Origin of the sequence: Salipaludibacillus sp. HK11 (assembly GCF_047795645.1) — a bacterium.
Taxonomy (GTDB): Bacteria; Bacillota; Bacilli; order Bacillales; family Salisediminibacteriaceae; genus Salipaludibacillus.
The window spans coordinates 1,640,274-1,666,775 of the sequence record NZ_CP181045.1; the positions used below are offsets into that span (position 1 = coordinate 1,640,274).

The 26,502-nt window shown below is 37.6% G+C and carries 22 protein-coding genes; all 22 read right to left on the reverse strand.

Annotated elements, in window-relative coordinates; genetic code table 11:
• Positions 1-125 precede the first annotated feature (125 nt).
• Positions 126-4,430 (reverse strand): PolC-type DNA polymerase III, encoded by a 4,305-nt coding sequence (locus tag ACM26V_RS08100; protein WP_416150913.1) that lies wholly within the window; start codon positions 4,428-4,430, stop codon positions 126-128.
• Between the two features lie 92 nt (positions 4,431-4,522).
• Positions 4,523-6,223: a proline--tRNA ligase gene (locus ACM26V_RS08105; RefSeq protein WP_416150914.1), complete on the reverse strand. Its 1,701-nt coding sequence runs from the start codon at positions 6,221-6,223 to the stop codon at positions 4,523-4,525.
• A gap of 80 nt (positions 6,224-6,303) precedes the next feature.
• The gene (gene rseP / locus ACM26V_RS08110) at positions 6,304-7,563 is read right to left on the reverse strand and encodes an RIP metalloprotease RseP (RefSeq protein ID WP_416150915.1); all 1,260 of its coding nucleotides are present in this window, start codon (positions 7,561-7,563) and stop codon (positions 6,304-6,306) included.
• Between the two features lie 106 nt (positions 7,564-7,669).
• A complete protein-coding gene (locus ACM26V_RS08115) occupies positions 7,670-8,818 on the reverse strand; it encodes a 1-deoxy-D-xylulose-5-phosphate reductoisomerase (RefSeq protein WP_416150916.1) in 1,149 nt (382 codons plus the stop codon).
• Between the two features lie 99 nt (positions 8,819-8,917).
• Complete coding sequence (locus ACM26V_RS08120; RefSeq protein ID WP_416150917.1) at positions 8,918-9,709, reverse strand: phosphatidate cytidylyltransferase; 792 nt, start codon at positions 9,707-9,709, stop codon at positions 8,918-8,920.
• Between the two features lie 15 nt (positions 9,710-9,724).
• Positions 9,725-10,498, reverse strand: coding sequence for an isoprenyl transferase (locus tag ACM26V_RS08125; RefSeq protein WP_416150918.1), 774 nt, complete (start codon positions 10,496-10,498; stop codon positions 9,725-9,727).
• Positions 10,499-10,885: 387 nt separating this feature from the next.
• A complete protein-coding gene (gene frr, locus ACM26V_RS08130; protein ID WP_416150919.1) occupies positions 10,886-11,443 on the reverse strand; it encodes a ribosome recycling factor in 558 nt (185 codons plus the stop codon).
• Between the two features lie 2 nt (positions 11,444-11,445).
• Positions 11,446-12,168 (reverse strand): UMP kinase, encoded by a 723-nt coding sequence (gene pyrH, locus ACM26V_RS08135; protein WP_416150920.1) that lies wholly within the window; start codon positions 12,166-12,168, stop codon positions 11,446-11,448.
• 116 nt (positions 12,169-12,284) lie between these two features.
• Positions 12,285-13,169: a translation elongation factor Ts gene (gene tsf, locus ACM26V_RS08140; RefSeq protein WP_416150921.1), complete on the reverse strand. Its 885-nt coding sequence runs from the start codon at positions 13,167-13,169 to the stop codon at positions 12,285-12,287.
• 163 nt (positions 13,170-13,332) lie between these two features.
• A complete protein-coding gene (rpsB, locus tag ACM26V_RS08145; RefSeq protein WP_416150922.1) occupies positions 13,333-14,031 on the reverse strand; it encodes a 30S ribosomal protein S2 in 699 nt (232 codons plus the stop codon).
• Positions 14,032-14,191: 160 nt separating this feature from the next.
• Positions 14,192-14,698 (reverse strand): DUF6115 domain-containing protein, encoded by a 507-nt coding sequence (locus tag ACM26V_RS08150; RefSeq protein WP_416150923.1) that lies wholly within the window; start codon positions 14,696-14,698, stop codon positions 14,192-14,194.
• Positions 14,699-14,835: 137 nt separating this feature from the next.
• Positions 14,836-16,230, reverse strand: coding sequence for a DUF342 domain-containing protein (locus ACM26V_RS08155; protein ID WP_416150924.1), 1,395 nt, complete (start codon positions 16,228-16,230; stop codon positions 14,836-14,838).
• 152 nt (positions 16,231-16,382) lie between these two features.
• A complete protein-coding gene (locus ACM26V_RS08160) occupies positions 16,383-17,168 on the reverse strand; it encodes a FliA/WhiG family RNA polymerase sigma factor (protein ID WP_416150925.1) in 786 nt (261 codons plus the stop codon).
• 59 nt (positions 17,169-17,227) lie between these two features.
• Positions 17,228-17,491, reverse strand: a complete 264-nt coding sequence (locus ACM26V_RS08165; protein ID WP_416150926.1) for a hypothetical protein — start codon at positions 17,489-17,491, stop codon at positions 17,228-17,230.
• Between the two features lie 92 nt (positions 17,492-17,583).
• Positions 17,584-18,072, reverse strand: coding sequence for a chemotaxis protein CheD (locus ACM26V_RS08170; RefSeq protein WP_416150927.1), 489 nt, complete (start codon positions 18,070-18,072; stop codon positions 17,584-17,586).
• Positions 18,065-18,706: a chemotaxis protein CheC gene (locus ACM26V_RS08175; protein WP_416150928.1), complete on the reverse strand. Its 642-nt coding sequence runs from the start codon at positions 18,704-18,706 to the stop codon at positions 18,065-18,067. The genes ACM26V_RS08170 and ACM26V_RS08175 overlap by 8 nt, the downstream gene beginning before the upstream one ends.
• Positions 18,706-19,182, reverse strand: coding sequence for a chemotaxis protein CheW (locus ACM26V_RS08180; protein ID WP_416150929.1), 477 nt, complete (start codon positions 19,180-19,182; stop codon positions 18,706-18,708). The genes ACM26V_RS08175 and ACM26V_RS08180 overlap by 1 nt, the downstream gene beginning before the upstream one ends.
• A 53-nt stretch (positions 19,183-19,235) precedes the next feature.
• Positions 19,236-21,263, reverse strand: a complete 2,028-nt coding sequence (locus ACM26V_RS08185) for a chemotaxis protein CheW (RefSeq protein WP_416150930.1) — start codon at positions 21,261-21,263, stop codon at positions 19,236-19,238.
• Between the two features lie 16 nt (positions 21,264-21,279).
• Positions 21,280-22,353 (reverse strand): protein-glutamate methylesterase/protein-glutamine glutaminase, encoded by a 1,074-nt coding sequence (locus ACM26V_RS08190; RefSeq protein ID WP_416150931.1) that lies wholly within the window; start codon positions 22,351-22,353, stop codon positions 21,280-21,282.
• Positions 22,354-22,421: 68 nt separating this feature from the next.
• Positions 22,422-23,303 carry a MinD/ParA family protein gene (locus ACM26V_RS08195; protein ID WP_416150932.1) on the reverse strand — a complete coding sequence of 294 codons (882 nt, stop codon included), beginning with the start codon at positions 23,301-23,303 and terminating at the stop codon, positions 22,422-22,424.
• Positions 23,304-23,310: 7 nt separating this feature from the next.
• Entirely contained in the window at positions 23,311-24,441 is a 1,131-nt protein-coding gene (flhF, locus tag ACM26V_RS08200) for a flagellar biosynthesis protein FlhF (protein ID WP_416150933.1), read from the reverse strand.
• Positions 24,438-26,486, reverse strand: a complete 2,049-nt coding sequence (gene flhA, locus ACM26V_RS08205; protein WP_416150934.1) for a flagellar biosynthesis protein FlhA — start codon at positions 26,484-26,486, stop codon at positions 24,438-24,440. The genes flhF and flhA overlap by 4 nt, the downstream gene beginning before the upstream one ends.
• Positions 26,487-26,502: the final 16 nt, after the last annotated feature.

Here is a 26,502-nt window from a genome sequence, read left to right on the forward strand (position 1 = left end):
TGGGTTTCCCCACTCTTTTTCCTGTCAATATAATCTGTGTCCTTCATTAATATACCACATTCATAGGTCCCATGCAAACAGCTTTGAATGTTCAACGCCTTGGCTTTTGATTGTTCAACGCCTTATTAGAACAAAGACATTTGGTTAGAATCAGACATTCCATCAAGACAACCATGATCATCTAAAGTCTCAAGTACCGTTTTAGAAATTTTACTCCGTTCCCTCAGGTCTTGTTTAGAAAGGAATTCACCAGCTGCTTGTGCGTTTTCAATGTTGATAGCTGCGTTTGTCCCTACGCCTGTTAAAGCATTAAATGGTGGAATCAACGAATCGCCATCAACTTGAAATTCCTTAGCCTTTGAACGGTATAAGTCAACTTTCTGAATAGAGAATCCCCTCTCACTCATTTCAAGAGCCAATTCAAGAACAGTAACTAAACTTTTTTCTTTCGGTGTAGCATCAAGACCTTTACTATAGATTTCTTCAACACGTTTGCGAATCGAAGCGGAACCTCTAGTCATCGTTTCTAATTCGAAATCATCCGCTCGGACTGTAAAATAAGCAGCATAGAACATAATTGGGTGGTGAACCTTGAAATATGCAATCCGAATTGCCATAAGTACATAGGCAGCTGCGTGAGCTTTTGGGAACATATATTTGATTTTTAAACATGACCCAATATACCAATCGGGAACGCCATGTTTCTTCATTTCTTCTACCCATTCATCCTGAAGACCTTTCCCTTTACGAACGAACTCCATGATTTTAAAGGCTAACGAATGCTCAAGGCCTTTGTAGATAAGATAGACCATGATATCATCACGACAACCAATAACATCTTTTAAGACACAAGTTCCATTTGCAATTAGGTCTGCTGCATTATTTAGCCAAACATCCGATCCATGAGAAAGACCAGAGATTTGAACAAGTTCACTGAATGTGTTCGGTTTCGTTTCTTCGAGCATTTGCCGAACAAATCGTGTCCCAAATTCAGGAATGCCATACGTTCCTGTCTTACACATGATTTGATCTTCAGTTACACCTAATACTTCTGTTCCACCAAAAATTTTAAATACATCTGGATCATCAACTGGGATGTCTTTCGGGTCCATCCCGCTCAAATCTTGTAACATACGAATCACGGTTGGATCATCATGCCCAAGAATATCTAGTTTTAACAAATTATCGTGAATCGAATGGAAATCAAAGTGCGTTGTTTTCCATTGTGATTCCCGATCGTCAGCTGGAAACTGAATAGGGGTAAAATCATAAATATCTAAATGGTCCGGAACGACGATAATTCCACCAGGATGCTGTCCAGTAGTCCTTTTAACTCCTGTGCATCCAGAAACAAGTCTATCTATTTCAACTCCTCTTAATTGGAGTTCTTCGTCTCCTTCATGGCCCTTCACAAATCCATATGCCGTTTTTTCAGCAACGGTTCCAATCGTTCCAGCTTTATATACATAATCTTCACCGAACAGTTCCTTTGTATAGTTATGGGCGATCGATTGATAGTCTCCAGAAAAGTTCAAATCAATATCAGGTACCTTGTCGCCCTTAAAGCCAAGAAATGTTTCAAAGGGAATATCATGACCATCTTTCGCATAATCTGTGCCACATTTCTCACATTTCTTATCTGGCAAATCAAATCCTGACCCTACCGATCCATCGTTAAAGAAATAAGAATAATGGCAAGATGGACAGACGTAATGCGGCGGCAATGGATTTACTTCGGTTATTTCTGTCATCGTCGCAACAAAACTCGAACCAACAGATCCTCGTGAACCAACTAAATAGCCATCTTCCAACGACTTTTTCACAAGTTTTTGCGAAATTAAATATATTACCGAGAAACCATTACTAATGATACTACTTAGTTCTTTTTCCAATCGATCAACAACTAACTTAGGTAAGTCGTCTCCATAAATACTTTTTGCTCTCTTGTAACACATCTCCCGCATTTCCTCATCTGCACCTTCAATGTGTGGAGTGAACAATTCATCAGGAATCGGTTTAATTTCATCGATATCCTCTGAAATCGCTTGAGAATTTGTTACGACAATTTCTTTTGCTTTGTCCTTTGGAAGAAACTTAAAACAATCAAGCATCTCGTCTGTCGTTCTGAAATGAACTTGCGGGAGCGTTTGTCTATTGAGTGGATTCGCTCCTCCTTGAGATGCGATGAGAATCTTTCGGTATATATGGTCATCTTTATTTAAGTAATGAACATTGCCTGTTGCAACGACTTTTTTCCCGAGGTTGTCGCCAATTTGAATAATGTTTTTAAGCATATCTTTTATAGCTAATTCATCTCTCACAATCTCTTTTTCAATTAAATGATGATAGTTAGATGGAGGTTGAACTTCTAAATAGTCATAAAATGATGCAATTTCTTCGACTTCTTCAGGGGTTTTCTGCATTAAGGCATCGAATACTTCCCCTTTGTCACATGCTGAACCGATGAGAAGACCTTCTCTATTTTTCACTAACACTGAGCGAGGAATTCTTGGTACTCTATAAAAGTAATTAATATGAGACACGGAAACAAGTTTGTACAAGTTTCTCAGTCCAACTTTTGTTTTCGCATAGATAATGCAATGATTCGGTCGTTGCTTTTTATAATCATCTGACGTCGTTTGCTCGTTTAATGCTTTATGAGTGTGTATTTCTTTTCCAATCGCATCTTTCACTAATTTCCAAAGAAGATGAGCTGTCGCTTCAGCATCATAAATCGCCCTATGATGGGCAACTAACTCAATATTAAACTTTTTACATAACGTATTTAAGCGGTGATTTTTGAAAATCGGATAAAGTAATCGAGCTAACTCCAACGTATCTATAACAGGATTTGACACCTTGTCATAACCAATTCGCTGATACCCGGCATTTAAAAAGGCCATATCGAAACTAGCATTATGGGCAACTAAGATATCATCAGCGATCCATTCGTGAAACCTTCGCAACACGTCTTCTATTTCAGGGGCTGTTTCCACCATATCATCAGTAATACCTGTTAATTCAATAATCAATGGACTCAATTTCTCGTGCGGATTGGCAAAATCTTCAAACCTATCGATCACTTCGCCATCTTTAATTTTCACAGCCGCTAGTTCGATAATTGTATTATAAACAGCGGAAAGTCCCGTTGTCTCAACGTCAAAAACAACATATGTTTCATCCTTCAATTCTCGATCTGCAGCATTGTAAGCAATCGGCACGCCATCATCGACGAGGTTCGCTTCAACGCCATACAGAATTTTCACATCGTGTTTTGCGCCAGCACTATATGCTTCGGGAAAAGATTGTAAAACTGCGTGGTCAGTAATCCCTATTGCTTTATGGCCCCACTTTTTTGCCTGCTCCACGTATGAGCTCATTGATGATACAGCATCCATTTGACTCATCGGTGAATGAAGGTGAAGTTCTACACGTTTTTCATCATCTGGTGCTTGATCTTGCTTCTCGTAAGGCGTGATTTGTTGGATATCCTTCGCCATCATAGTGAGGTCGCGAATAAACGTATCGTGTTGGACACTTCCACGAACTTTTAGCCACATGCCTTCTTTGACAGCTTCTAACATCGCAGCGTCTTCTTTATTATCGCTAGAGAATTTCTTAATCAAAATGGAATCGGTATAATCGGTGATTTTAAAGATAAGTAGTGATCTTCCACTTTTAAGTTCTCTTATTTCTGAGTGGAAAACATACCCTTGTATCGTGATACTTCGTTCCTCTTCAATAATCGCGTCAATCGGCTGAACTTTATCTTTTATCGCTCCACCTATAGCCACTGGGCGACCTTGATACATATCCTTCGCTTGCTCCTGCTGTTTTTGTTTTTCGATCATCGCTTCGACAATGATATTTTGATCCTCTTCTTTTTTCTGTTCAGTAAATTTTTCCATTGCCTCTTTCGATTCTTTGACCGTCGTTTCAAGTTGTAATTTACCAAAACCAACTTCTGAAAAAATCTTTTGCAGAGGTTCATATACTCTTCGTTGAATCATTTCAGCTTCTGTATCATTCAAAACAGCAATAATCATTTTGTTTCCGGTCACAGCTGGAATTTGCTCCTGCAAACGATGGATTAGTCCATTCGTTGCACTTCTCAACTTTTCAACAAAGTATGGCCAATACGCTTGTATGTGTTGATCCAATTGCACACTTTCTTCATATCGAATCGTAATATCTACATCAGCAATATGCTTTAAGCCACCAACAATACGACTATGAAATAATTCATATGCTTGGAAAGAAAGAACTGCTGGTATAACAAATTGAAAGTGCCACTTCTTTTGTTTCGTATAAACCTCTAGCTTTTCTATGTATGACCCTTGCAAATGATTCGATATTAAATCACCAGGCATCACCACCTGTTCCATTAATAATTGAAAACGTTCCTGCCTGATTTGCTTGTCCTCACTCATAACTTCCCTCCTCAGAGTCATCTTAGGAGTAAAAAAAACAGGAGATGGAACCCCTTAATCGCCGCATGTACCGACAAGGGATTCCACCTAAATTAACCTACATAGTTCTCAATGATATGTTGAAGTTCATCTATCTTGACTTCAATCATTTCGCCTGTTTTTCTCACTTTCACTTCCACAATTCCTTCATTTGCTTTTTTACCAATTGTAATTCGCAATGGTATACCAAAGAGATCGGCATCCTTAAATTTAACACCTGGTCTTTCGGCGCGATCATCGAGCAAAACATCATATCGCTTGTCCGTTAATTGCTTATACAATTTCTCAGCTAACTCTCGTTGATCATCTTGTTTAATGTTGACAGGAATGAGGTGCAATTGAAAAGGGGCAACGCTTAATGGCCAAACAATCCCATTTTCATCATGATGCTCTTCAATAATTGCAGCCACAGTTCTCGACACACCAATACCATAAGAACCCATCACCATTGGTTTAGCCTTCCCTTGGTCATTTAAAAACGTAGCACCAAGTGCTTCACTATACTTTGTCCCTAATTTGAACACGTGTCCCACTTCAATGCCTTCTTTAAATTTGATTATTCCTTTTCCATCTGGTGAAGGATCACCTTCTTGAATATTTCTCAAATCTGTATACGCAGAAACGTCAAAGTCACGTCCTGGATTCACATTCTTTAGGTGCTTATCTATTTCGTTTGCGCCACAAACACCATTTACGATCATTTCCACTGCATAATCTGCAATTAAAGTGACTTGTTGATCTAATCCAACCGGCCCTAAAAATCCTGTTTCACTATTTAGCCATTTTGTCGTTTCATCTTCTGTCGCTAACTCAACCATTTCCGCCTCAAAATAATGCTTAATTTTTATATCATTTACTTCATGATCACCACGAACTAATACAAGAACAGGCTTTTCATCAACAATAAATAACATTGATTTAATACACGTTTTATGATTGACATTTAAGAATTTACTAACGTCTTCGATGGACTTCTTCCCAGGAGTTTCAACAGTTTCACGTTCTAATTTCGGTTCATTAGACTGCTCATATGTAACATTAACAGGAGCAATTTCAATGTTTGCTGCAAAATCAGATGAGTCCGAATAAGCAATTGTATCTTCCCCAATATTAGAAAGGACCATAAATTCATGAGTATCTTTTCCACCCATTGCTCCAGAATCTGCTACGACAGCTCTAAAGTTGAGGTCAAAGCGGGTAAAAATTTTCGTATACGCATCGTACATCTTCTGATAGCTCTCATCAAGACCTTCGAAATCGCGATCGAACGAATATGCGTCTTTCATCAAGAATTCTCTTCCACGTAAAATCCCAAATCTAGGTCTACGTTCATCTCGAAATTTCGTTTGGATTTGGTAAAGCGTCATTGGTAGCTTTTTATACGAACTGACGTCATCTCTAACAATTGTCGTGATCACTTCTTCATGAGTTGGACCAAGAGCGAATTCACGATCATGACGATCTTTAAACCTCATTAACTCAGGTCCATAGGCATCCCATCTTCCAGATTCCTGCCACAATTCTGCCGGCTGAATAGAAGGCATAAACATTTCTTGCGCTCCTGCTCGATTCATCTCATCGCGAACGATATTTTCTACTTTTTGTAATACTTTTAACCCAAGTGGTAGAAAAGAATACACCCCTGAAGCACTTTGTCGAATCAGTCCTGCCCTTAACATTAATTGATGACTTATTACTTCTGCATCATTTGGAACATCTCGTAAGGTTGGTGCTAAATACGTATTTTGTCTCAATCTAAAGCCACCTCTGCCTTCATTTATTATCAAAACCAAACCCTGTTTAATCGGGCGATGTTAAGCGTTATTAGCATCGTTTATAGGAAAAATTGATTAATATCATTCCATGTAACAGCTAACATTAACAACATCAGTAAAGCAAAACCAATAAAATGGACAATTCCTTCTTTTTGTGGATCGATAGGTTTGCCGCGGATTCCTTCTAGTATAATGAATACTAGTCGGCCTCCATCCAATGCTGGCAGTGGAAGCAAATTAATAATCCCTAAGTTGACACTTAAAATTGCTGCCCATTGTAAAAGAAGTAGAATTCCCATCGCAGCAACTTCTCCTGTATAGTTGTAAATCCCAACCGGTCCAGCAAGGTGATCCAAACTAAATTCACCAGTAATCAACATTCCAAGTGCTTCAAAAATAAGTTTGGTGTATTCGTAGGTTTGCGTAAAACCAAACGCAACTGCTCCAGCAAAGTCTTTCTCCATTGGTGCCATCACACCAATAACACCTTGCTGTTCTTCTTCTGGACCTAATCTTTCTTGAGTTGTCATAGTAACGGCAAATCGTTCTCCGTCGCGATCTATTTCAAATTCAAGCGGTTCACTAGGATGATCCTGAATGATCGTGGTCATTTCGCCCCACGTATCTACTTGTTCACCATCAATAGCGACTACTCTATCTCCGCTTTCAAGTCCAGCTTCAATCGCTACACCATCATCAGTCACATCACCAACAACCGCCTCATCTAATGGCATTCCAGCAATCATCGCGTAGGTCATCAATACAACCACTGCTAAAACAAAGTTCATAAAAGGACCTGCAACTATTGCTAGTGCTCTTTGTCCAACTGTTTTAGATGCAAATTGTCGGTCATATGGAGCAATTTGTGTCGCAAGTTCGTCGTATACATATTCAGCTTTCTCATCGATTTCGTACTGAACGAGCTCCTCACCATCATCAATATATCCCTTAACAAATAAATCATGTTCAAGATCAATTTTTTCAACTTGAATAATTTTAATATTAGAGTGCTTCGATTTATTATTGATAATCATTCGATTGACTTTCCCAGCCTCATTGAAGAGCAGACCAATTTCATACCCTGGTTTGATTTGCACCATTTCAGGGTCTTCTCCAGCCATTCGAACAAACCCACCTAACGGAAGTAAACGAATCGTATACAACGTCTCATTTCTTTTGAATGAGAATATTTTAGGACCAAATCCAATAGCAAATTCGCGGCATAGAATGCCTGCGCGCTTGGCAAATACTAAATGACCCCACTCATGAATAAAAACAAGTAAACCAAAAATAACGACAACTGCTATTAGTGTATTCATTCTTTTCCCACACCCTTTAATTAATGGCTTTTAATGAAAGATAGTGTTAATCTTTTCAAGCAAATCACTTGAAATAACTCAAAATGTCTACCCTACAATTAAACGCCTAATTTATATTAGATAACACTGCTTGTCGTGTCTCTTCATCGATAAAGACGATGTCTTCTAAAGACGGATTTTTCATAGGAGTGTGTGTTTGTAGAGCCCTATCAACGATATCTTCAATCCCCAAAAATGATATTTTCCCTGCTAAGAAAAGCGAAACGGCAACTTCATTTGCTGCATTTAATACCGTTGGAGTTATTCCTCCCTGTATTCCAGCTTGAAAGGCCATTTCAAGACATTTGAATCGTTTATAGTCCATCTTCTCAAAGTGAAGAGAACCTACTTCCCATAATTTTAACCTGTCTCCACCCTTTAAATCAAGCCTGTCTGGTTGAGAAAGAGCATACTGAATTGGAACTCTCATATCAGGGGTACCCAAATGAGCAAGTATACTACCGTCAATGTATTCGACCATCGAGTGAATCATACTTTCTTTATGAAGAAGAACGTCAATTTTTTCATACGGCATGTTAAATAACCATTTAGCTTCAATGACTTCGAGACCTTTATTCATCATCGTCGCCGAATCAATCGTGATTTTAGCTCCCATTTGCCAGTTAGGATGTTTCAATGCATCATTAACTGTCACACTTTTTAATTCTTCTCTCGTTAAGTCACGAAAACTTCCTCCAGATGCAGTAAGAATTAGCTTTGAAACTTCTTTTTCACTATTTCCATGCAAACATTGATAAATTGCAGAGTGCTCACTATCAACCGGAATGATTTTTGTCCCTTTTTTTCTGCTCACTTCCGTAACAATATGACCTGCGGTAACGAGTGTTTCTTTGTTCGCAATAGCGATATCTTTCCCAGCTTCAATTGCCTTTAAGGTCGGCTCAAGTCCAATGCGGCCCATTACTGCGTTAACTAATAGATCAGAATCTCCATATGTAGCAACCTCAATTAACCCTTGCTGTCCGTCTAATACAACAGCTGGATATGTAAGTTGTTGAGTGATCTTCTCCGCTGCTTCTTTTGTCGAGCAGCTAATTATTGTCGGTCGGAATTCTTCTACTTGTTTCATTCCTACTTCAACATTATGACCAAAACTTAATGCTTCTATCTGAAATTGATCAGGATGAGAGCGGATAACATCTAATGTTTGTACACCGATCGACCCTGTCGAACCAATAAGATTAATATATTTCATAAAAATAACCCCTCACGTAACTCCCAAATTATCTTATTAAACTAAATCGTTATCTCACTCACAAAGTTAAGTTTTCAAGCTGTACCCCAAGTACTACTTCTAAAAGAAACCTAATAAATAAATAATTGGCATCACAAATATAAGACTATCAAACCGATCCAAAATCCCACCGTGCCCAGGTAATACGTGCCCTGAATCTTTCACAGCATAATGACGTTTTAATGCAGACTCGACTAAGTCACCTAGTTGTCCTGTTAACGAAACGACGACCATAAACAATGCTGTAGTTAGCCAAGAAGTAAAAATTGGTATAAACATCACATAAACAGAGCCTATAAGAATTGCTAAGCCTGTCCCACCAATAGATCCTTCAATCGTCTTTTTAGGACTAATTTCAGGCCAAAGTTTCCGTTTCCCAAAGGCTCTCCCTGCAAAATATGCACCGGAGTCTGTCGACCAAACTAAAACGATAATAAAGAAAATCATTGCTAAACCATTGTCTAAAAAACGAGCATACATAAAATAATGAAAACCTAAACCAACATATACAGAAGCTAATATAACAAACCCCGCTTCATCAAAAGTGAACGCATTTTTTGTTATGACTGTTAAGGCTAAAAGGACAACAATTAATAGCAGAAATAGTTCTAAACGTTGTAAATGAATCCAATCTAAACTGACAATAAATTCTGGGATCAAAAGAATCCACATGAAAATCATGCCAACTATGCCACCAAAGGAAAGAGATCGAATTTGTTTCATTCTTAATAATTCCCACATAGCTATTGTTGCCAAAACGATCATCAGGAGAGTAAATGGAAAATCACCTACTACAATAAGTGTTAGAAAAGCAGCTCCTCCAATGACGCCAGTGATTATTCTTTGCTTCACAGTTCCTCCCCCTCTCTAAACACCGCCATACCTTCTTTGTCTATTCTGATAAGCAGAAATCGCTTCTTTAAGGTGCTCTTCAGAAAAATCAGGCCATAACACATCTGTAAACCAAAACTCAGAATAAGCAAGTTGCCAAAGCATAAAATTACTTAATCGTATTTCTCCACTCGTTCGAATCAATAAATCAGGGTCATCCAGATCAGATGTCATTAAATGTTCAGACAAAATCGCTTCCGATACATCTTTAATATTTATTTTCCCTTTATCAATCTCATGGTAGATAGATTTAATCCCATCTATTATTTCTGATCGACTTCCATAGTTCAGTGCAAAATTCAATATCAGACCATTATTTTGTTTTGTTCCATCTACAGCTTTATCGACAGCTCTTTTTGTATATTCAGGAAGTTTTTCTCTTTCTCCAGTCATTCGAACAACAACATTCTCTTCAATCAGGCTAGGTAACTCCGCACCTAAAAATCGCTCTGGTAGCCGCATTAAAAAGTCAACTTCCGTTTTAGGTCTTTTCCAGTTTTCCGTTGAGAATGCATAAAGTGTTAAGACCTTTACACCTAATTCATTTGATGAACGAACGATTTCTCGAATCACATTCATTCCTTCTCGGTGCCCTGCGACTCTTGGTAATCCTCTTTTTTTAGCCCATCGACCATTTCCATCCATAATTATCGCAATGTGCTCTGGGATATTTTCTTTTGAAAACTCTTGAAGAACAGGATCCACTTTAATCTGTTCACTTTTTTTTCTTCCTATTAGTTTGTTGAGCATGATTTTTCCCCCAGCATGATTCTAATGAATGATTACTTAGTCATATTGCTATTTGAAATTAAAGATATACTATGTATTCTTCATAAAACTTGAAGGTTTACTCCTTATTCTATCACGAACGAAACCTTGATATAAGAAAGAAATCTTTGAAATTAATTTTTCCCACAATATAGCTCCATCTATCTAATGATTAACTATCCTTCTTCGCCTAGTTCCCATTATCTTCCTCAACTAAATCATTGGTAAATGCTCACCTCGATCCATCGAGTTCTTTTAACTATAGATTGAGCAAGCCCGTTAGGTTTTTCGAATAATAAAGTATAAAAGGCCCCCCATGTTGAGAAGGCCTTTTATGTGTTACTTTTTAACCAACATGTCGCAATTAAATTACACTTCGCGAATTTCATCTTCTTTCTTTTTGGCAATATCTTCAATTGATTTAATCATCGTATCCGTCAGTTTTTGAACATCGTCTTGTGCACGACGCTGTTCGTCTTCTGTAATGTCTGCATCCTTTTGCATTTTCTTTAACTCATCATTTGCATCACGACGTACATTTCTAACAGCTACTTTGCCTTCTTCCGTGTAACGCCCTACCAACTTAGCTAAATCATTTCTTCGCTCTTCAGTCAAAGCCGGGATCGAAATTCGAATAATATTTCCATCGCTAGTTGGGGTAAGCCCAAGGTCAGCTTTTTGAATAGCTTTTTCAATATCAGAAATAGAAGATTTGTCAAATGGCTGAATAAGGAGCATTCTTCCTTCAGGTACAGTTATGGAGGATAGCTGGTTCAATGGTGTCATCATTCCATAATACTCTACTTGAACTTTATCTAAGATCGACGGGTTTGCGCGACCTGCTCTTAACGTACCAAGCTCTCTTCTATAAGCTTCAATTGATTTCTCCATTTTTTCTTTTGCCTGTTTTAAAACGTCACTAGACATTATTATTTCCCCCTTATAATTGTTCCAATATCCTCACCAATAACTGCTTTTTTAATATTACCTTTTTCAGAAATCGAGAATACGATGAGCGGAATATCATTATCCATACAGAGAGACGAAGCAGTGGAGTCCATGACTTGTAAGCCATCTTTTAGTAAATCCAAATAAGTTAAACGATCATATTTCTTCGCATCTTTATCAACAGATGGGTCCGCATTATACACACCGTCGACTTTATTTTTAGCCATTAAAATTACATCAGCTTCAATTTCTGCCGCTCTAAGGGCTGCTGTTGTATCTGTAGAGAAATATGGGTTTCCCGTACCTGCTGCAAAAATAACTACACGTTTCTTTTCTAAATGGCGAATCGCTCTTCTTCGTATGTATGGTTCTGCAACTTGTCTCATTTCAATAGAAGTTTGAACCCTTGTTTGTACACCAGTGTTCTCAAGGCTATCTTGAAGGGCGAGTGAATTCATCACGGTCGCGAGCATTCCCATATAATCTGCTGTTGCACGATCCATCCCTTTAGCACTTCCAGCAATTCCTCGCCAAATATTTCCGCCACCTACAATAATAGCAACTTCCACATCAAGTGCAATGATGTCTTTGATTTGATCGGCAATCGTCTGAAGCATCGCTGAATCAATACCAAATCCTTGATCTCCAGCTAGCGCTTCTCCACTTAATTTCAGTACAATACGGTTGTATTTCGTCTCCTCCATAATACCCTCCATTTTCATAGCGTTTTTCAAGATGAATGTATTTAAGCAGGCACCTTACAAATAAACTATTTTTTTCGGAAAAAGGGACACTAAGTGCCCCTCCCAAAAACTAATTCTTATTTATTTACTTGAGACATAACTTCTTCTGCAAAGTTGTCTTCTCTCTTTTCCATGCCTTCTCCAACTTCATAACGATAGAAAGTTTTGATTTCAGCACCCTTAGAAGCAACATACTTGCCTACTTTTTGGTCACTATCCTTAACGAAAGATTGTTCATTTAGACAAACTTCTTCAAAGAATTTACCAAGACGACCTTCAACCATTTTATCAACAATTTTTTCTGGTTTTCCTTCATTCATTGCTTGTTGCTTAAGAACTTCACGCTCGCGACTTACTTCGTCTTCTGCTACTTCTTCACGACGAACGTATTTAGGATTAAGCGCTGCTGCGTGCATTGCTACATCTTTCGCAACTTGTGAATCTTCCGTTCCTGAAAGAAGAGATAGAACACCAATACGTCCACCCATATGAATGTAAGCACCAAAAGTTTCATTTTCTCCACTTGTCACAATAGCAAATCGACGTAGTGAAATTTTCTCACCAATTTTCGCAACTTGATTTGTAATAAAGTCTTGCAGTGAACCGTCAGTACCTTCAACTTGTTGAGTAAGCGCCTCTTCGACTGAAGAAGGATTTGTCTTCAAAATATGACGTGCAATTTGATCAACCATGTTGATGAAATTTTCATTTTTAGAAACAAAGTCAGTTTCTGAGTTGATTTCAACGATGACAGCTTGATTTCCCTCTGTCACAATATGAGCCAAGCCTTCTGCTGCTACACGATCTGCTTTCTTAGCTGCTTTAGCAATACCATTTTCACGAAGAAAATCAACTGCTTTATCCATATCACCATCTGTTGCCGTTAGTGCTTTTTTGCAGTCCATCATACCTGCGCCAGTTTTCTCACGTAATTCTTTAACCATTTTAGCTGAAATTGCCATTAAAAATCCTCCTTAATTGTAATCAATTTATCATTCTTGATTTTATCAAAAAGCGCAAAGCTACTTATCAATCAAAAGATCGATTTCAATAAAACCTATTCTTTCTTTTGTGAAAAAAGGTGATAAAGGGTCAAACCCTCTATCACCCTTTTGGACGAAGAAATTAAGCTGTTTCTTCTTCACCCTGATTAGCTTCAATGATGGCATCTGCCATTTTTGCTGTTAATAAACGAACCGCACGAATTGCGTCATCGTTACCTGGGATGACATAGTCAATCTCATCAGGATCACAGTTCGTGTCCACAATCCCTACGATTGGGATATTTAATTTATGTGCTTCTGCTACAGCGATACGCTCTTTACGAGGATCTATGATAAACAAAGCATCTGGTAATCGTTTCATTTCTTTAATTCCGCCTAGGAATTTTTCAAGACGGTCCTTTTCTTTGTTAAGAATACCTACTTCTTTTTTAGGAAGAACATCAAATGTCCCATCCTCTTCCATCGTTTCAAGTTGAACTAAACGAGCAATACGCTTACGAATCGTATCAAAATTCGTTAAAGTTCCACCTAACCAACGTTGGTTAATGAAGTACATTCCGCAGCGCTCAGCCTCTTCTTTAACAGAATCTTGAGCTTGCTTTTTCGTACCGACAAATAACATTGTCCCACCTTGTCCTGCTAAATCTCGAACAAAATTAAATGCCTCGTCAACCTTCTTGACCGTCTTCTGTAGGTCAATGATGTAAATACCGTTTCTTTCTGTGAAAATGTAGCGATCCATTTTAGGGTTCCAACGACGTGTTTGATGTCCGAAGTGTACCCCTGCTTCTAATAGTTGTTTCATGGAAATCACTGCCATTTCACTCACCTCCTCTGGTTTTTTGTTCCTCCGCCAATATCAACTTCTAATAAGACTTATAAATGATTAAGCACCCTTATTAAAATCCATTAGCGTGTGTAGTAACACCGAGAAATAATATATCATAATATGTCGTTGATAACAAGCATTCTAGCGAAATTTACTTGTAAAACTTCAAAAGAAGCTCAACTTCGCCAGCCCCCATTTGTAACCTTTTTGCTATCTCACTTACTGAGTACCCTTGTTTACTCAATGAGAGCACGTTAGCCGTACTAGAAGAATTCAAAGAAACTTCATCCTTATCACCGGATGAAATTGGGGGAGAATAGTGCGGATAAACTAGTCCCTCATCGTCCATTCCTTTACCATCTATTGACTCTAGTGATGAAGGTGTATTGTTTTTCTGATCAAGTTCACCAGAATCGTGATTTTTTTCGTCGCTTTGAGTATCAGGAATGCTTGAAGGCGACAACTTTGTCATCCGACGAACTAACCGTTCATTGTTTTCCTTCATTTCTGATGTGTAAGATATGAGGAGATCTTCCATTTCTCTCATCGTTTTCCCTTGGTCAACTGGTTTCTGCTGTTCAATTTTCTGATAAAGAATAACCATCACAAAAAAGCTAACTAAATGTAATGTCAAGCTAATTATGACTAAATATACCATGAGAGACCCCTTTTATCATGAGACGTAAAATTTCTCCTTTTAAACGAAGTTTTACTATTTTGCCGTTTTAATTTTATCAATTTCGAATTGTAAAATACGTTAAACTATAACCTTATCATAACATGATTCTCCAACCTTTATAACGGTTCAAATTTAATTTCACTTCGTTCAACTCGAAAAAGAACTCGCTCATGTTTCGTGACGATTTTTCGTTTATACTTTCCGAAGTTTAAAGTTACATTAGGATAAACCGTATTATAAATTCGGATTTGCGACTCTTTTTGATTCTCAAAAATTTCTTGAAGGTCGGTTAACTGGTCTTTCGCTTTGTTTAATTTTTCATTCGTTTCCAATAAAGATTGACGTACTCTCAACTTCATGACTTTTTCTTTTGGTGTTAAAGACTGATTCGCTTCTTTTTCACTTAAACTCTTTAATAAGACAAACAACTTCTTTACTTCGACTTCTGCTTCATTCAACTCTTGTTTGTATTTTTTTTCAGTATTAACTACTTGTTGACTTATTCCTAAAAAAAGAGTAGTTGGTGTGCTCATATGGTTTCCTACTTCATTTACTTCAATCCCTTTACCAGAGGAGACCATGCCACCAACGATATTTCCTCTCCCTTGTTTACAGAATACGTACCCTTTTGCTTCAACGTTACTCTGAAGAATAGATTTTGAAACATTAACATCTGCTCCTGCAACAACGTTAGCTTGGTTCAGAAAAGCCACTTTCACTTCTTCCTCAGCGTGTATTAAGCCGCTATTTTGTGCAACTACCCCTTGTTGAATAAAAATAGAACCTTCTGAATATAGGTTTGCAGATTCTACTGAACCATGGACACGGATATCTCCCTTAGCTTTAATTTCGAAACCTGATGGAACGTTTCCACGAATGTTTACGTTTCCAATAAAGTCTATATTACCTACTTTTAAATCTAAGTCTCCATTTACTTCAAATACTGGAAAAACATGAATCACTTTCGGTTCAACAGAGACTTGTCCATCAACAGTTGCAATAACTTCTAAACCATCACTACTAATTCGGGTATTTTTTCCAGGTCTTAATTTGACGTCTCTTCCCGGTTTTGCAGGAATCGCTTCACTATAGACCGACGTTCCAGGTTCCCCCTCAACTAGACTTATTTTTTCACCAACAACAGTGCCCGTTGCTACAGATGGAATCTCAATAACTTTCCTTAAATTAATTTCGGCAACATCATCGATATCCAACTTATCAGAATCAGATTCTGATTCTTTCGTTATTCGATCCAAAATAGACAAAATATACGCATCTTTTCCATTGACTGGTGATTGTCCCTTCGCAATTATAGCTGGTAATTCTCTCTCTTTAGAAACTATTTCTGCTAAGGCACTCTCATTGACTCCATATGTAATTCCGCATTCCTTGATAAAGTTAGTTAAGTCCTCAACTGTTAGATCATCAGGCAATGGTCGGTGCTGCATTAAAGTTACTTGCAAATGATCACTTGAAACACTCAGGTCAAAAATATCATGTAAATCTTCCATTGGCATGCTCCCCCTTTCTTAGCTGAAACATTTCGAAAATCATGACAATATAAAATATACGGACAAATTAAAATGGTTGGCTTCCTATTGGAGAAAGAACGCTCTTCAATTAACTTGTTGATAACATCTTATTCTTATAGAAAACATCACTTTTAACCATGAAAGAACTCACTATCAACATTCTTTAACTTCTGCTGAAGTTTATATAAGGTTTTCGAATGGATCTGAGAAATTCTAGAAGTTGATAAATTCAATGCTTCACCAATTTCGGTCAACGTGAATTCTTCAAAATAAAATAGGGTTATGACTAACTGTTCATTTTCATTCAACGTTTTTATTACTTCTGCTAATTCTTCGTATTGAGACTTTTTATCAATACTTTGATCAGGTGTTAATGTATGGTGGTCAACAATCGATGACGAGTAAGTGTCATTTTTCTGCGAATCTTTGGTTGGTTCATCAATAGATAACAGGTTAGACAAGAAACTTTCATTCATTGTATAAATAACATCTTCCTCTTTTAAACCTAACTCATTAGCGATTTCACTAGAGGTTACAAATCGTCCGAGTTTTTGTTCCATTGATTCAATCATTCGTTCAATTTTCTTTGACTTATCACGAATAGATCTAGGAAGCCAATCCTCTTGCCTTAATCCGTCAATAATCGCTCCTCGAATTCGAAAAGATGCATATGTATCAAACTTCAAATCTCTTGAGTGATCAAATTTTTCAAGGGCATCATAGAGCCCTACCATTCCATGACTTCTTAAATCATCTTTTTGGACACTCCGTGGTAAATTCACACTAACTCGCTGAACATGATAATCTACCAATGGTATATATGCCTCTACTAATCGGTCCCCAGAAGATGGATCTCTTTTCGTTAACCATCTTTCCCAATCTTCTTGGAGTGATTTTGTTTCGTCCATTCTCGGCATAGGAATCCTCCTATTCGTTCTTAAGTCTCAGTTAATTGCCTTTTAAATTTCTTTTTCACTTAATCATTCGTTTCCTCTTCTTCCACAACTGTTGTTTGTTCATCATGCTGATGTTCAGGAGATAAATTGACTTTCTTTAAATCCAATCTAATCCAATTCCACACTTGACTAAACAAAAATCCAAAAAACAAACCAAGTGGCAATGCGATAATCGCCCGAAATAATGATGTTTCCCATTCATTATTTGACATGGAAGCAATAAACACAATCGCAAAACCCACAAGTGGAAAAGTCACCATAAACGTCTGTCTGCTATTATTCATCGCAATACAGGCAAGTACACTTTTAAACTTACGGAGTGACAGTTGCCGTTAAATGGCAACAAACTTGCCTTCACTCCTTTCCCTATGTGTCATTACACTTGAACTACACCTTTATTTACAGTTCGAATCTCCAAAACCGCTGTCGAAGGGTCAAATTCAATTGTCCTACCACTACTTCCACCAACATCCTCATATATAATTGGAATTTTTAAGTCAATTAAAATTTGTTTAACAGCCTCAACGTTTCGAGGACCAATTCTCATTGCCTGAGAATTGGAAGTAAATTTAAACATTTGAGCACCTCCTGCTATTTTAGCTCGCAGGCGGAATTTAGATACCCCAGCATCAGAAATTAGATCAACCAGGTCGCTAATAGCAGTGTCAGCATACTTTGCTCGGTTTAGTACACCAGTTCGAGCAAAAGAGGAATCTGGTAACATGACATGTGCCATCCCACAAATTTTAGTAGTTTCATCATAGATAATTACACCTACACAAGAACCAAGACCTGATGTTCGAATTGTCTGCGGTGGCGTTGCCATGTTTAGGTCGGCCATTCCTACTTTGACTAAATTATTCATCCAAATGAACTCCTAATGATAGAAAGATTTTGTCTAATGAATCAGGATCTGGAAGAAGGAAGAAATGACCTTTCGATTGGATCGAATTATCCTTGTCCTTTTCATTAATTTCTGTATCAATAACAATAGCATAGTCACCGGCTTCTGAGAGTTCCACTAGTCCAACAGATAGTAATGCCATTGTCATATCAACCGCTATGGCAGGCGGTGTCGGTTGTAAGTTCATTTTAGTGAAATCTGACAACGCAGATAAATACGACCCTGCCAAAATATTCCCTACTTCACTTAATGCCGATGCACCCATCTCGTCGATTGGATCATCTTTCAAATTAAGAGAGGGGTTACCAATCAGTTGACTAATTAATTCGTTTGCTTCATCTACTGGCAACATAAAAAACATGTTTCCCGGAGCATCTCCCTCTATCCGAAGGAAAACTGCCGCTACGACAGCCTCTTCTCCACCAACTGAATCACTTATTTCATTGAAAGGCACGACCTTTACTGCCGGAACTTTCATATCAATCGTTTTGTTAAGCATTTGAGACAAAGCCGTAGCGGCGTTCCCAGCTCCTATATTGCCGACTTCTTTTAGAATATCTAAATGTTGTGATTGGATCTCACTTAAATCTTGCATTAAATTTTTCCTTCTATCTCTTGCATTTCTTCGATTTCATTCGGATTTAATACTTTATCCAAGTTCAATAAAATTAATAATCGTTTTTCTAGTTTTGCGACTCCGCGAATATACTCAGCTTCTAATCCACCAACAACAACAGGCGGGGGCTCAATGGCTTCCCTTTGAATGTCTATGACGTCGTTAGCGGCATCAACCACCAATCCAACATCCATAGCTCCTACAGTTACAATGATCACTCTCGTTGTTTCTGAATGATCAATGCCGTCAATTCCAAAACGTTTACGGAGGTCAATTATTGGTGTGACAACTCCGCGAAGATTAATGACTCCTTCAACAAAATCAGGTGTACTTGGAACACGAGTAATGTGCTCCACTCTTTCAATAGATCGAACTTGCTCAACTTCTACCCCGTACTCTTCATCTTTTAATTGAAATACAATTACTTTAATATCAGCCATGACCGCTTCGTTCATTTAAAGCCCTCCTTTAAATTGTATGATTCTTATTTTGACTAAAATCGTCAATCCTACTTTATTAAAGCATTGCAATCAATAATTAAAGCAACTTGTCCATTACCAAGAATCGTTGCACCAGAAATCGCAAATACGCTAGTTAAATAATCTCCTAGTGATTTTAGTACAATTTCTTTTTGTCCTATAAACGAATTAACGACTAAAGCCGCCATTTTTTCCCCTTTTCGGACAATAACGATGGAATAATATTCGTCTTCCTCTTTTGTTACCGGAACTTCAAAGAAATTAGTTAAATTCATAAGTGGAACAACACTTCCTCTGAAATCAATCACTTTTTGATTATGTGCAGCCATAATATCTTCTTTTTTAATAATCGCTGTCTCGATAATTGAAGAAAGTGGTACTGCGTAAATCTCAGCTTGAACCTCAACGAGCATAACCGAAATAATTGATAACGTGAGAGGTAACTGGATCGAAAACATCGTCCCTTCACCCGGAGTAGAATTGACCGTAACATTTCCTCCCAAAGACTCTATTTTGTTTTTTACAACATCGAGTCCGACGCCACGACCTGAAACATCAGATATCACGTCAGCAGTACTTAAACCACTTGAAAATAACAACTCATATACTTGTTTATCAGAAAGGTTTGGTCCATTTTCTGCCGACACAACCCCACTACTTATCGCTTTTGCTAAAACTTTATCTCGATTTATTCCTGCCCCATCGTCTATAACTTCAATAAAGACATGATTTCCACTATGATAAGCCTTAAGCGTGATCTTACTTTCTTCAGGCTTACCTGAATTTCTTCTAATTTCTGGAGTCTCTACGCCATGGTCCATCGAATTTCTCAACAAGTGAACTAGAGGATCACCAATTTCATCAATAACAGTTCGATCTAATTCAGTATCTGCTCCGATTATTTCAAGGTTTACCTTCTTGTTCAAATCTTTCGCCAAACCTCTAACCATTCGTGGAAACCGATTAAATACTTGCTCAACTGGAACCATTCTCATGTTTAAGATGATACTTTGCAGATCCCCTGATATTCGTGACATATGCTCTACTGTTTCAGTAAGCTCATTACTCTTTAAATCACTTGAAATTTGTTCTAAACGTCCACGATCAATCACTAATTCTTCAAATAAATTCATCAGGCTATCGAGCCTTTCAATATTGACACGGATCGTCTTATTAGCTGCTTGAGCAGTCTTTTGCTCCGTTTCAGGTTTGTTTTCACTTTCACCCTGAACTTTACCCTCAACTAACTCGTCTGTTTTCTCTTCATCTACATTAGATGAATTTCCCTGCGCTTGATCGATTTCTTCAGTATCGATCTTTGTCACCTTGATTTCTTCGATTTCTGAGACTTTCATCACTCGAGCTCGGACATCCGTTTCCGTTTCTTTTGTAACAATCGTTACAGAAAAACTTAAATCAAAATTCTCTTCTTCTAATTGATCAACAGTAGGGGTAGATTTTATGACTTCGCCTACTTGTTCTAGTACTTCAAATACCATGAACACTCGTGCAGCTTTTAAGATCACGTCTTCTCTTAATGAGACCTCTAGCCTATAAGCATTAAATCCCTGTTCTGCTGACTGACTCAAAACAGTTAATTCAAAATCATCGTAAGAATGAATCTCATTTCCAATTGTTTTTTCTGGGATTTTCGTAGCAGCGACTTCATCTACAAGTTCACCTTTTTCAATTTTTTCAAGTTTTATGACAACTTCTTTTACATCTCGTTTACCTGAACCACCATTAGCTATATCTTGAACCATCGCTTCAAGGTGATCAACAGCTTCAAAAACTACGTCTAGTAACACACTAGTCGCTTCTAACTTGTTAGTCTTTATTGCGTCAAGGACATTTTCCATTTGATGTGTAAGACTTGCCAAGTCTTCATACCCCATCGTTGCTGACATTCCTTTTAATGTGTGTGCAGATCGGAATATTTCATTAATAATAGGTAAGTCATCCGGTTTTTCTTCCAACTTAAGCAAATTATCGTTCAAAGCCTGAAGGTGTTCGTTGCTTTCATCAATAAACATTTCTAAATACTCATCTTTTTCCAATACAATCCCTCCTAATTTAACAATATTTAATAATTGTTGATGCTACGTCATTCAAGGTAACGACTTCATCTACTAGATTTGTTTCAATTGCTGCTTTAGGCATGCCGAATACTACTGAACTAGTTTCTGATTCCGCAATGGCAATCACACGTTTAGTCTCCTTCAAATTTACCAGCCCTTTTTTACCATCCGATCCCATTCCCGTTAAGGTAACTGCTATGAAATCAGTGATATCTATCGAATCAAAACAAGAAAATAGCACATCTACGGATGGACGATGACCATTAACTAGATCTGATTGATCTAAATTGACCGCTACTGAAGTCCCGACACCCCTTACTTTTAAATGGTATCCTCCCGGAGCAATATAGGCAACACCTTTTTTTAAAATATCTCCATTTTCTGCTTCTTTGACAGTAATTTCTGATAAAGTATTCAATCTTTCACTCAAAGATTTAGTGAATCCTTTCGGCATATGTTGCACAATCAATATAGGATGAGGGAAGTCCTTAGGAAGGTGTGGTAGTACATTTTGAAGGGCTTTTGGCCCACCTGTTGACGTTCCTATCAAAACAACTTTTGTCAAACCTTTCACTGATTGATTTCCCGCTTCTTTCTTAGAAAAATGATTATCTTGCTCATTTAGCTTTAACGTTTTTTTTGGCACGATAGGTTTAAGGTTCAAAGTATTTAAGGAGACCTTTGATGCGAGAAGTACTTTGCCAATTAAATCACTTTCTACTTTATGAATATCTAAAGAGATAGAACCAGATGGTTTCGAAATAAAATCAAACGCTCCATACTCCATTGCTTTTATCGTCGTATCCGTGCCTGCTTTCGTTGTGCTTGATACCATAATTACAGGTGTCGGATGTTTAAGCATAATTTCTTTTAACGCATTAATTCCTGACATAACAGGCATTTCTACATCCATTGTAATCACATCAGGCTCATATTTAAGCACTTTCTCTATTGCGTCTTTACCGTTCCTTGCTTTATCTATTACATGTATATCTTCATGCTTGGTTAACATGTCCGAAAGCATTTTCCTCATAAAGGCAGAATCATCTACTACGAGTACATTAATCATTTCCTCACATCCTAGATGTAGTAGTATTAATTAAAAGCATCTGGAAAATTTTTCTGTCTTAGCACTAATTACTGCACAATGAATCCTTTTAATTTGCTTAAAAAAGACTGAATCGACTTTGATTCATTTCCTTTCACCCCATCTAGAAGATACCTATCTACAGCTTTTTGAATAGCTTGTGATGCTTTTGATCTTGGAGCATACAGATAAAAAGGTTGTTGTGCTCTAACTGCTTTCCAAACCACTTCATCATCTGGCAACGTAGCTAAAAAGCGAATATCTTTGTTTAGAAATCTTTTCGTTACATTCAATACGTTTTGAGACGTATGTTTCCCATCCTTTGTTGAACGAGCACGGTTGACGATCATCGAAATTGGTAACTCTGGCTCTTTTAAATTTATATATTTAACCATGCCATATGCATCAGTGATAGAAGTCGGTTCAGGTGTCGTAACAAGGATGACTTCATGAGAAGATAATAAAAAATGAAAACTACTACTCGTTACACCTGCCCCCATATCGAAAAAAATATAATCGAATTCTTTTGTTAATGATTCAATTTGCCGATAAAAAAAATCTGCCTTTCCGCTATCCATTTCAAATATATCCGCAAGCCCGCTTCCACCAGCTATATAAGATAATCCTGAAGGTCCATTCTCGATAACTGACCAGATCGACATTTCCTTCTGAATCATATCTACAATAGAATACGTTGACGTTTGTCCTAATAAAATATCAATATTGGCCATACCAATATCTAAATCTATGATAAGTACACGTTTTTTACTATTTTGTAAACCTAATGAAAAGTTAACGACAAAGTTTGATTTTCCAACGCCACCTTTACCACTAACAACCGCAATGACCTTTGTATTAATTTCGCGATTTTTTTCAGAAGTTGTGTTGGCTCGAGTCATTTTGTTTCGCAAAGCATCAGCTTGATCATTCAAAGGACCCTCACCTCCTTAATAACCGTTCAATTACTTTTGCTGCGGATGCTTCTTCTAGGTCATCAGGTACATTTTGACCAGTAGCTAAATAGCTTCCACCAATATTGAAATCCAACATGACATTTACCATCGCACCAATTGAATCGGTTTCGTCTAATTTCGTAAATATAAACTTGTTAATTTTTATTAACTGAAATTGTTCGATAATTTTTTTCATGTCTCGATATTTCGAAGTCATTGCTAAAACTAAATGCGTCTCCATTTGCTCATTAAAATCAATGATGTCATTTAATTGCTCAACATAAAGAGGGTTGCGAAAGTTCCTCCCTGCTGAATCGACTAAAATAAAATCATAATCATCAAGACGGTCTAATGCTTCTTTGAAATCTTGCATGGAGTAGGCAACTTCCACTGGTACATCAAGAATCTTAGCGTACGTTTTCAACTGCTCAATTGCTGCAATACGAAAAGTATCCGTCGTGATAAAAGCAACTTTTTTACCATCATGTAAAACAGCTTTTGCTGCAATTTTAGCAATTGTTGTCGTTTTTCCGACACCAGTTGGTCCCACGACATTTAAATATTTTTTACTGTAATTAAAGCAGCCGAAGTCATGGTTTGCTATTAATTGACGAATTTCGTCATTTACCCACTGTTCAACTTCGTCAACAGATCGTTTTTCACCTTCTTCTCGGTACCATCTTTTCAATAAGCCTTTCATTACTTCCATTCGAAATGAATTACTTAGCTCTTGATCTTTCAAGAGAGTATTGTACTCCTCTAAAAGTTGTGGGTAATCTTCTGCCGCGCCTGAAGATGTCGCCTGTTGCATGCCTTTAACTAATAATTTTAGTTCTTTAATGTCATTTGATAATTTAGAAGTATCTCGATCTTGATTCACTACTTGTCGCTTTCCTGTTTTTGATGAAGTAGGCAAAGGTTTCTTTTCCGGACGAACCGCATTAACCTCTGGGTCAATTGCCGCGATCACTTCAATATTTTTTTTCGTGAAAAATCCTAGAAAACCACCTGTTTCAACACGTTTTGAATTTAAAATTACCGCGTCTTGACCTAACTCTGTACGAATCTTCGTCATCGCTTCAGACATGTCTTTCGCTAAATATTTCTTCACTTTCATTGACTGTTCACCACCCCAACGCTTTGCACTTCAATGTGCGGTTCTAGCTCGTTATAAGATAAAACTGGAACTTGAGGAATATACCTGGCAATAAGATGTCGAATATACATTCTTACAGCTGGTGAGCATAGAAAAATTGGCATTTGTCCAGTCTGTTGCATTTTCTCTACTTCTCCCATCATCGATTCAATAATCGTTTGTGTTGTATTAGGGTCCAAATTTAAGAACGCGCCATGATCTGTTTGTTGTATTCCATCTGCAACTATTTTCTCAACAGAGCCACTTACAGTGATAACAAAGAGAGGCTCCCCTTCAACAGCATAATGCTTTGATATTTGTCTAGAAAGTGACTGACGAACATATTCTGTAATCAGATCAGTATCTTTTGTCATCTGACCATAATCAGCCAAAGTTTCAAAAATAACCGGTAAATTCCGAATCGATACTTTCTCATTCAACAAATTGCTCAGTACTTTTTGAATATCCCCTGTTGATAATGGATTTGGTGTAACATCTTCGACTAATGTAGGGTACGTTTCATTTAAGTGATCAATCAACTGCTTCGTCTCTTGTCGACCAATTAGTTCATGAGCATGTTTTTTAACTACCTCAGTTAAGTGAGTTGACACAACAGATGGTGGATCAACAACCGTATAACCAGATAGTTCAGCTTGTTCTTTTAAATCTTCAGATATCCACAGTGCCGGTAAACCAAATGCAGGTTCTACTGTCTCGATTCCAGTAATACTTTCATCTTCAACTCCTGGACTCATAGCCATAAAGTGATCGAGTAACAACTCTCCTTTTGCCACTTCGTTCCCTTTAATTTTAATTGAATACTCATTTGGTTGTAATTGAATATTGTCACGGATGCGAATGACAGGAACAATCATTCCCATCTCAATAGCTAGCTGACGTCGGATCATCACGACTCTATCAAGAAGATCTCCGCCTTGGTTAGCATCAGCTAATGGGATTAACCCGTAACCAAATTCAAATTCGATTGGATCAACTTGTAAAAGGTTAATCACACTCTCAGGCGACTTGATATCTTCTTCTTCGCCACTCGCCGCTTGTTCCTCATGTTCCTCACTTGAATCGACTAATTTCTTTTGATCCCTTGCAATAATAAAACCACCTAAAGCAAACACCGCAGCAATGGTCGATGTTACAACGGGATTAATTGGTGTAAATATACCTAAAGCTAAAATCGTTGCCCCTGCAACATATAGCATCGCAGGATAAGCAAGCAATTGACTTGTAATGTCATGCCCTAAATTCCCATCTGAAGAAGCTCTGGTAACAACGATACCAGTTGCAGTAGCGATAAGTAATGCTGGAATTTGACTGACAAGCCCATCCCCTACGGTTAAAAGGGTATACTTGCTAGCTGCTTCAGCTAAAGGGAGTCCTTCTTGCAGCATACCGATAACTAGTCCAAAAATAATATTAATAATTACTATAACAATCCCGGCAATTGCGTCCCCTTTAACAAATTTACTGGCACCATCCATCGCACCATAAAAATCTGCTTCTTGTTCGATTTTCTTACGCCTCTCCCTCGCTTCAATATCAGAAATCATTCCTGCATTCAAATCAGCATCAATACTCATTTGTTTACCTGGCATCGCATCTAACGTAAAACGAGCACCGACCTCTGATACTCTTTCAGCACCTTTGGTAATAACAACAAATTGAATGACAACTAGAATAATAAACACAACAAAACCTACGAGGGCATTTCCGCCAACAACAAATTCACCGAACGTCTCAATAACATTACCTGCATCACCTTGATTACCAAGGATCGCACGAGTAGTAGAAACGTTTAATCCTAAACGAAACAGAGTGACTAGCAATAACAAAGTTGGAAAAATAGAGAATTGCAAAGGCTCCTTCGTATTCATTGAGACTAAAATGATTAAAAGCGCAATGGATATATTGATAATGATCAAAAAGTCAATCATTCCTGTCGGTAACGGAATTATCAACATAATGACGATTAAGATAACTGTTAATAATATGCTGAAATCCTTCAATGGCATTGCGCTTCTCTCCTTT

Coding starts and splice junctions, on each gene's coding strand:
- ACM26V_RS08180 (WP_416150929.1), bottom strand. CDS start 19,182: ATGAACGAAGCGGTCATGGCTGATATTAAAGTAATTGTATTTCAATTA.
- ACM26V_RS08160 (WP_416150925.1), bottom strand. CDS start 17,168: ATGCCGAGAATGGACGAAACAAAATCACTCCAAGAAGATTGGGAAAGA.
- flhF (WP_416150933.1), bottom strand. CDS start 24,441: ATGAAAGTGAAGAAATATTTAGCGAAAGACATGTCTGAAGCGATGACG.
- ACM26V_RS08165 (WP_416150926.1), bottom strand. CDS start 17,491: ATGAATAATAGCAGACAGACGTTTATGGTGACTTTTCCACTTGTGGGT.
- frr (WP_416150919.1), bottom strand. CDS start 11,443: ATGTCTAGTGACGTTTTAAAACAGGCAAAAGAAAAAATGGAGAAATCA.
- tsf (WP_416150921.1), bottom strand. CDS start 13,169: ATGGCAATTTCAGCTAAAATGGTTAAAGAATTACGTGAGAAAACTGGC.
- ACM26V_RS08125 (WP_416150918.1), bottom strand. CDS start 10,498: ATGCTCAACAAACTAATAGGAAGAAAAAAAAGTGAACAGATTAAAGTG.
- ACM26V_RS08175 (WP_416150928.1), bottom strand. CDS start 18,706: ATGCAAGATTTAAGTGAGATCCAATCACAACATTTAGATATTCTAAAA.
- ACM26V_RS08100 (WP_416150913.1), bottom strand. CDS start 4,430: ATGAGTGAGGACAAGCAAATCAGGCAGGAACGTTTTCAATTATTAATG.
- ACM26V_RS08150 (WP_416150923.1), bottom strand. CDS start 14,698: ATGGTATATTTAGTCATAATTAGCTTGACATTACATTTAGTTAGCTTT.
- ACM26V_RS08170 (WP_416150927.1), bottom strand. CDS start 18,072: ATGAATAATTTAGTCAAAGTAGGAATGGCCGACCTAAACATGGCAACG.
- rpsB (WP_416150922.1), bottom strand. CDS start 14,031: ATGGCAGTGATTTCCATGAAACAACTATTAGAAGCAGGGGTACACTTC.
- pyrH (WP_416150920.1), bottom strand. CDS start 12,168: ATGGAGGAGACGAAATACAACCGTATTGTACTGAAATTAAGTGGAGAA.
- ACM26V_RS08155 (WP_416150924.1), bottom strand. CDS start 16,230: ATGGAAGATTTACATGATATTTTTGACCTGAGTGTTTCAAGTGATCAT.
- ACM26V_RS08190 (WP_416150931.1), bottom strand. CDS start 22,353: ATGATTAATGTACTCGTAGTAGATGATTCTGCCTTTATGAGGAAAATG.
- ACM26V_RS08115 (WP_416150916.1), bottom strand. CDS start 8,818: ATGAAATATATTAATCTTATTGGTTCGACAGGGTCGATCGGTGTACAA.
- rseP (WP_416150915.1), bottom strand. CDS start 7,563: ATGAATACACTAATAGCAGTTGTCGTTATTTTTGGTTTACTTGTTTTT.
- flhA (WP_416150934.1), bottom strand. CDS start 26,486: ATGCCATTGAAGGATTTCAGCATATTATTAACAGTTATCTTAATCGTC.